Source organism: Vibrio sp. 2033 (assembly GCF_033339735.1).
Window position 1 is genome coordinate 1 of the sequence record NZ_JAWOVC010000837.1, and the last position, 518, is coordinate 518.

Genomic DNA, 518 nt, shown 5'->3' on the forward strand with positions numbered 1-518 from the left:
GAAGCTTTTATCGACCATCGCAGAGAAAGAAGAGGTATCTGACAAAGTATCACTCATGGAGCTCGACACTTCATGCAATAGTACTTCTACGTTGGTTTTGAGATCTTCTAAACTGGTTTCTGCTCTACTGGCCACGTAGTTGTTGTAAAGCTGTTTGTTCGCTGCTGGTGGACAAATACCGTAGTGTTCTAACACTTCGTCCATCTCAAAATTGAGTTCTGGAATGGTTTTGTCTACGTAGGTATACCAAAGCGCGTAGTTTGCGGGGGTGGCAGCTACATGATTTTTGATCATTAGTGGCACCGCTTTTTTTAAGTTAGCGGTCGATTTCTTAAACTCGTCAGTCATTTCTGCGATGTTACTAGCAAAATGGAATTGGATTTAGATTACCGGATATTAACTAATATCGCTTTAATTTTTATCATTTTTGCTTGGTTTATATAAAAAAATGAGCAAATAGCGGTGATATTCATAAATCTGAAATTTGATTTTATAAAATCGTGGTTTAAAAAGTGAAC

General features: G+C 37.5%; 1 pseudogene. It reads right to left on the reverse strand.

Features of this window, described 5'->3' with window-relative positions:
• Nucleotides 1-348 (reverse strand): annotated as a pseudogene (gene gefA, locus R7P74_RS29375) (diguanylate cyclase GefA); the annotation flags it as partial.
• Between the last annotated feature and the right edge of the window lie 170 nt (nucleotides 349-518).